This is a genomic window from Oribacterium sp., assembly GCF_057249185.1.
On sequence record NZ_DBHIGR010000131.1, the window covers coordinates 1 to 6,517 of the forward strand.

General features: G+C 42.0%; 10 protein-coding genes. All 10 read right to left on the reverse strand.

Annotation, left to right across the window (positions count from 1 at the left end; all coding sequences use genetic code 11):
- Nucleotides 1-176: 176 nt before the first annotated feature.
- The 10 genes from rplA to srtB all read right to left on the reverse strand — a co-directional run bounded on the left by rplA (nt 177) and on the right by srtB (nt 6,386).
- Complete coding sequence (gene rplA, locus ACO4PX_RS07730; protein ID WP_007158180.1) at nt 177-869, reverse strand: 50S ribosomal protein L1; 693 nt, start codon at nt 867-869, stop codon at nt 177-179.
- A gap of 19 nt (nt 870-888) precedes the next feature.
- Complete coding sequence (gene rplK / locus ACO4PX_RS07735) at nt 889-1,314, reverse strand: 50S ribosomal protein L11 (protein ID WP_314328288.1); 426 nt, start codon at nt 1,312-1,314, stop codon at nt 889-891.
- A gap of 108 nt (nt 1,315-1,422) precedes the next feature.
- A complete protein-coding gene (nusG, locus tag ACO4PX_RS07740; protein WP_007158182.1) occupies nt 1,423-1,953 on the reverse strand; it encodes a transcription termination/antitermination protein NusG in 531 nt (176 codons plus the stop codon).
- A gap of 10 nt (nt 1,954-1,963) precedes the next feature.
- Entirely contained in the window at nt 1,964-2,164 is a 201-nt protein-coding gene (gene secE / locus ACO4PX_RS07745; protein ID WP_007158183.1) for a preprotein translocase subunit SecE, read from the reverse strand.
- A complete protein-coding gene (gene rpmG / locus ACO4PX_RS07750) occupies nt 2,164-2,313 on the reverse strand; it encodes a 50S ribosomal protein L33 (protein WP_007158184.1) in 150 nt (49 codons plus the stop codon). Before rpmG ends, secE begins: the two co-directional genes overlap by 1 nt.
- A 166-nt stretch (nt 2,314-2,479) precedes the next feature.
- Nucleotides 2,480-3,031: a prolyl-tRNA synthetase associated domain-containing protein gene (locus ACO4PX_RS07755; protein WP_485561357.1), complete on the reverse strand. Its 552-nt coding sequence runs from the start codon at nt 3,029-3,031 to the stop codon at nt 2,480-2,482.
- Between the two features lie 335 nt (nt 3,032-3,366).
- Complete coding sequence (locus tag ACO4PX_RS07760; RefSeq protein WP_485572183.1) at nt 3,367-3,705, reverse strand: nucleotidyltransferase domain-containing protein; 339 nt, start codon at nt 3,703-3,705, stop codon at nt 3,367-3,369.
- Nucleotides 3,706-3,753: 48 nt separating this feature from the next.
- Nucleotides 3,754-4,380 carry a Fic family protein gene (locus ACO4PX_RS07765; protein ID WP_485572184.1) on the reverse strand — a complete coding sequence of 209 codons (627 nt, stop codon included), beginning with the start codon at nt 4,378-4,380 and terminating at the stop codon, nt 3,754-3,756.
- Between the two features lie 416 nt (nt 4,381-4,796).
- On the reverse strand, nt 4,797-5,627 hold the full coding sequence (locus ACO4PX_RS07770; RefSeq protein WP_485572185.1) for a Spy0128 family protein: 831 nt from the start codon (nt 5,625-5,627) through the stop codon (nt 4,797-4,799).
- A 15-nt stretch (nt 5,628-5,642) separates the two neighbouring features.
- Nucleotides 5,643-6,386 carry a class B sortase gene (gene srtB / locus ACO4PX_RS07775; protein WP_485572186.1) on the reverse strand — a complete coding sequence of 248 codons (744 nt, stop codon included), beginning with the start codon at nt 6,384-6,386 and terminating at the stop codon, nt 5,643-5,645.
- Between the last annotated feature and the right edge of the window lie 131 nt (nt 6,387-6,517).

Here is a 6,517-nt window from a genome sequence, read left to right on the forward strand (position 1 = left end):
AATATAGGTCTGAATACGGGGTAGTCTGAGCCCGTCGGTACTTGCGAAAAACAAGAGAAACGCAGTTTTTCGCTTAGTATCCGCTACGTGGCGAAGCTAGCGAGAGCGTACCCCGTTTCAGACCTATATTGCTTAGAAAATTTTTTTGATTTTTTATAGCCTACTTAAAATTTCTATTATGCGCCGAACTGTAATCCGTCTAACTTCACGCCAGGGCCCATGGTAGAAGTCAAGGTGATGGACTTCAGGTAGGTTCCCTTTAAGGAAGATGGACGAGCCTTTACGATAGCTGCCATTAATGCATCCAGGTTGGACTTTAACTGCTCCTCGGAGAAGGAAGCCTTTCCGACAGGAACGTGGATGATGTTTGCCTTGTCCAGTCTGTACTCAACCTTACCGGCCTTAGTATCAGCGATAGCCTTAGCTACATCCATAGTAACGGTTCCAAGCTTTGGGTTTGGCATTAAGCCCTTAGGTCCAAGCAAACGTCCGATACGTCCAACTACACCCATCATATCAGGAGTTGCGATTACTACATCGTAGTCGAACCAACCATCCTGAATTCTTGGTACAAGGTCATCTGCACCAACGAAGTCTGCGCCTGCAGCCAAAGCCTCATCAGCCTTAGCGTCCTTAGCGAATACTAAGATACGAACGTTCTTACCGGTTCCTGCAGGAAGAACTACAGAACCACGAACCTGCTGATCAGCATGACGTCCGTCACAACCGGTTCTGATGTGTAACTCTACAGTCTCATCGAACTTAGCGGTTGCATTCTTCTTTACCAACTGAATTGCATCCAACTCAGCGTACTTAACCTGTCTATCTACAGCCTTTGCCACTTCGGCATATCTCTTTCCCTGTTTCATGAATCAAAGCCTCCTTCTTTTACTCTTCTACCTTAACACCCATAGATCTGCAGGTACCTGCGATCATGGACATTGCAGTTTCTAATGATGCAGCGTTTAAGTCTTTCATCTTAGTCTCGGCAATCTTCTGAAGGTCGGCCTTGGAGATAGTAGCAACTTTATTCTTATTTGGCTCGCCGGATCCCTTCTGCAGCTTACAAGCTTTCTTAATGAGAACAGCAGCCGGAGGAGTCTTTGTAATAAAGCTGAAACTTCTATCTGCGTAAACGGTAATAACAACAGGAATGATCATGTCCCCTTCGTTAGCAGTTCTAGCATTGAACTCCTTAGTGAAGGCAACGATGTTAACCCCGTGCTGTCCTAATGCAGGTCCAACGGGGGGTGCTGGAGTTGCTTTTCCAGCGGGAATCTGTAACTTAATGTATCCTTCTACTTTCTTTGCCATATAGGCACCTCCTTGTGGTAATTGCGGGTAAACCCTCCCACGAGCTTGCTTTGCAAGCGGTGGCTAAATGTACTCCATGGGATAAAATCCCTCGGGTATTACCAAATCTTATCTTAACTTCTGTACTTCACCATAGGAAAGCTCCACAGGGGTATCCCTACCGAACATTTCCACGTTAATGGTGACGGTCTTCTTCTGGTCATTGATTTCTGTAATGACACCAACGGTATCCTTCCAAGCACCGGAGACTACGCTTACGGTGTCTCCCTCTGCAAAGTCAACCAAAACTTCAGACTTTCTATAGCCCAAGGTCAGGATTTCTTCCTCAGAAAGGGGGACCGGCTTAGATCCTGGACCGACGAATCCGGTAACGCCTCTGGTATTTCTAACCACATACCAGGTTTCATCGTTCATCACCATGTTCACCAGAACATATCCCGGGAACATCTTCTTGTCGGTTTTCTTCTCTACGCCATTCTTTACTTCAATAACCGGCTGCATGGGAACGCTGACCTCTAAAATCACATCTTGAAGACCACGGTTGTCAATGGTCTTCTCTAAGTCCATCTTCACCTTGTTCTCATAGCCGGAGTAGGTATGGGCTACATACCAACGGGCTTCTGTGTTCTTCTCTGCCATATCCCCACCTTTACTTTACAAGAATCAATCCAAGACCCCACTTCATAGCAATGTCTAAACCTGTAATCAAAAGGCCTACCAACACACTAAGAACGATGGTTGCAACAGAGTGCTTAATCACTTCCTGACGTGTGGGGAAAACAATCTTCTTAAATTCAGATTTTAACCCTGCAATGAATCCGGCTCCTCCGGATTTCTTTTCATCTTGCATTACTTTGTCTCCTTATGCAGCGTGTGCTTCTTACAGAACTTGCAAAACTTTGTTACTTCCATACGCTCCGGATGAAGCTTCTTCTCTTTGGTAATAAAGTAGTTTCTCTGCTTACATTCTGTACATGCTAATATAATCTTTGTACGCACGGCTTTCACCTCCAATGATTTTTAACTTCGCATGACTACGAAATTAGTGCATAAAAAATAGGGCGTTGCCCCAAGTTCTGCTATAGGATAGCATGGAGACTTGCCCTATGTCAAGGAGTTTCGATGTTCTTACCGTTTTATTTACACTCCGTCTTTTTCTATTGTCCTATTCCTCGCCCTTTAATTGCACCTCTGTTTTATAGTGCTTTGTGGACTTTAAGAACTTCCCGAAAAGGTCTGAAGTTTTTACCTTCAAGGTGGCAATGTTATGACAGGGATGGGCACAGAGATATTCTTCCTTCATCAGATCCTTATCCACCAAAAGCTCTACCAGATCCTCTTTATCATGAATCAGTCCGAAAATGGAGGAAGAGCCCGGTGTGCATCCCAGCACCTCTTCCATCTCCTCCGGCTCAGCAAAGGAAAGGCGGGACACCCCAAGCTGTGCGGAAAGCTCCTTGGTTTTAAAGGGCTTATCTCCCGGCATCAGGAACAAATAGTAATAGCTGTGCTTACTATTGGTTAAAAACAGATTCTTGAAAACCTTTGCCCCCAGAGCCTCCTCAATGGGGATACAATCCTCCATGGTATGTGCCTCCGGATGGTCTACTCTCTCATAGGCAATGCCCTGCTTGTCCAGATAATCGTAAACTGCAAGCTCCTTCTTGCTTCTGCCTTCATTTTGCGCCGGTCTTCCTTTTTCCACTTGTAATGCCATTGGACTTTTCCTCCATGTTCTTTCATTGTTCGGGTTTTCGTTTCAATACTTTTCTAACATCTTAAGCTTCTTTTTGAATCTGCATCTCAAGGCAGATTGATAATTTCTTAACTACTATACCATAGAATGAGGAAAATGTTTTAAAGTTCTTCCGATTTACAGAGATAGTCTATAATCACATCTATCATTTCTTTGACTTTCCGGTACTGCTCCTCAGCATTGGCTTTCGAGACAATATAAAAATCATCATAATCGCAGCTATTTCTAATTTGAAATGCGCTACTCAGATATTTAGAATATTTTCTTTTGCTACATCGATTCTGTATTGTATTAAGTCATCCAACGATAATGCCCTCCTTATCTATATTACGATAATAAGGTAGCTTGTCTTTATACTCAAGAAATTCTTCATAGGGTATTACAACAGGCGACACTACTGCATCATACTCCAAGCCGATATCCGAAGCTTTATCCCATACTTCTTCCAGTTTCTTTTGTAATTCCTGTCTTTCTCCTTCCACTATCGCAGCAAAATCTATATCAGATTCATCGTCAAAATCACCTCTGGCGAAAGATCCATACATGACTATATTTTTAATAGATTTTCCGTAAATATCGCGGTAAGCTTCTACGATTTGACTGGTAATTTTATTGAGCTGAGTTTTATCACACATTGTAATCCCTCCTTCCTATGAAATTTATCTGATTATATATTCTATGTATCACATCGAAAGTATACAAGTCTTTAAACATTCCTTTAGCTCTTTACTGTCTCCCATATCATAATACCGTAATAGAGTCTCATTAAACTTCTCTCCTTCAGATTTTCCGATACTCAGAACGCCTATCCCTGCTTCCATAAGTATTTTGCTTGCAAATATGGTGGCTGTTCTTTTGTTCCCATCCCAAAAGAGCTGGTGATAGACGATATAGCAAAAGCTTTCCAATGCTTTCTCCACCGTATCGGATATGGAAAGAATCTTATGTAGCTGTTCCTTTACTTCATCTTCCCTGGGTATTTCCGGCATATACTCCGTTCCACTGATACCGACTTTTCCTGTTCGCAGGCTACCCCAAGCCGGGCTTTCATTGCGAGAGACCATTTCGTTGATTTTGCAAAGGAAGTCATAGTTTGTTGTACTTTCAAAGTTGTTGATACAATAACGCCAGGCATCTCGTAGATTCAGTACCGTCTGGATATCGGAAACGGATACCTGATTCACGATTCCGCCATCCAATATAGTCTGCGTCTGTGGGAAGGTAACATTCACACCTTCAATATAAGCGGTATTAAAGACCAATTCTGTAAATAATTTTTTTGCCAAAAATACTGTTGTTTTCTTATCCATTGCTATCCTTTATGTTATTGAGTGCTTCACCCTATCATCTTTTAAGCTTTCTCGGTTTTATGGTTTCATGATTTCATGATTTACTGGTATGCAGTCTATAAGTTATTATAGTACAAAAAACTTCCAAGGTTAACTTGGAAGTTTTTTAGAACAAATAGATTTTCATCTAGGACATATAACACCATGTCCCACGGTGTCACACCAGTTGCTTCTACAACTTTTGCACTTATATTTTTTAGGGTAAGCATTAGGTGCTTTTCACTTCTTCCTCTTTCGCTCAACTTAAGCTATGATTCGTCAATGAAGTTGCTTAGCCTGAAGTGCCTTGCGGCTTGTCCATCCTTGGGTTTTACGCTTCTTAGGGAATCGTATCGAATCAAATCCTTAGTTGATTGTATATGGCTGAATCTTTAGATTTAGCCTCTGTTCTCTTTCTTCTGTACCTGCTTCTTATAGCCAAGTCCCCAGAAAAGAAGAGACATGAGGGATAATGCTGCAAAAAGTCCGTATAATGCCATGAAGCTTGCATCTCCGGTTGCTACCTGTCTCAACGCTCCCAATACTTCAGGAACCTTTGGCTCCCTGTCTACGCCGAGAACTCCGGGTTCTACGCTACTTGGTCTAGTTGCACCAAGTACTGAAGGGTTATTGGGATTCGGATTCGGGTTCGGGTTCGGGTTTGGATTCGGGCTTGGGTTAGGACTTGGATTTGGTCCGGGATTGTTTCCGCCACCTCCGCCTCTGTTATAACGGTTATAGAAAGAAATATCTCCATGCTTTGCTGTACTTTCTCCGGTTCCTACCCAGAATACTGGAACAAGATACGGTGCAACTGAATTCCCATTTGAATCCTTACTAATCTCTGTTGTTTTTACTAATAAAGTATAAGTTCTGTTATCGTAGGTAAAGTTACTCTGTGTTCCAACAGTCTGCTTGATTATATATTTGTAGTCGCCTTCTTTAGTGTATACCATTTCCGGAAATTCCAGAATATAATCCTTAGCTCCTGTTCCTGTAATGCTAACCTGATTTGGTGAAGGTAGTGGTGCGTTCGGATTGGAAGGATCTCTTTCAATCGTTACTGTATAGGTTTCCTCCGGTGCAGCTCCTGATGTGCTAATCTTTACCGGAATCTTTAAGCTTACACTCTGCGCAGCTGCCTGGGATGAGAATCCCAATCCTGCGGAAAGGAATAGCACCACTGATAATACAGTACCAGCCTTTATTAAGAAGTCTCTTGCTTTCATTTCCGTTTTCCTCCCTTATGGGTTTACTCTTGCTAATACAACAACCCTACCATTTGTTTCCAGTGATACACAGGTGGATAGAGCCATAATCTGGTCTCTTTCCCTTATCCCGATATCTCTAAAGTTTGTGGAATGATTTTTTAAATATTCCACCAGTTCCATGATGTGTCCTTCTTTGCCTTCTACCTGGTAAATCATACGATCATAGGCATCGCACTCGATACATGCAAATACTTCCATCTTCCGCGCTCTGCCATCCGGCATAAAAAGATGACCTGTAAGATGTTTATCGAAGTATTCTTTGTCTATATACTCCATTACATCTCCATACATCCCCCCACCATCCATATGGTGTCCATAGGTAAGCATATAGGGATCTGAAAAATCCGCCTTATTATAGGCACTTAAGAAAATTGACCCTGAAAGAGAAAATTCACATGTCACATCCTTGTTTACATACTCCATGTCGTCTCTTCCCTGAACCATGGGGTAGTCAATATGTGTTCCGTCAATGGTTATCCATCCTCTTGTATCCGGATTAATTGATAAAAGTTCTTGTAAGCTTAATCTAGTTACTTCAGGATCATTTACAGAAGGTTTGTACTTTAGTAAATCTTTACCTATAAAGGCATCTATATAAATCATATAGTTATCCCATAGAGAATATCCACCAAAGGCCAACATAGTAACCATGAGGACAATTGCAAGAAGAGATAATATTTTGTCTCCTGCTTTAGCGGCTTTTGCTGCTATATCCATTCCTTGTCCTTTCCACTCCTTTTCATTCTGTACACCGTGTGTACATGGGTTTCTTGAATCTTTCAAAAAACCAATCTACATACGATTTTCAGTATCTTTTCCGGGTGGCAAAGCCACCCGGAGATTTTGAT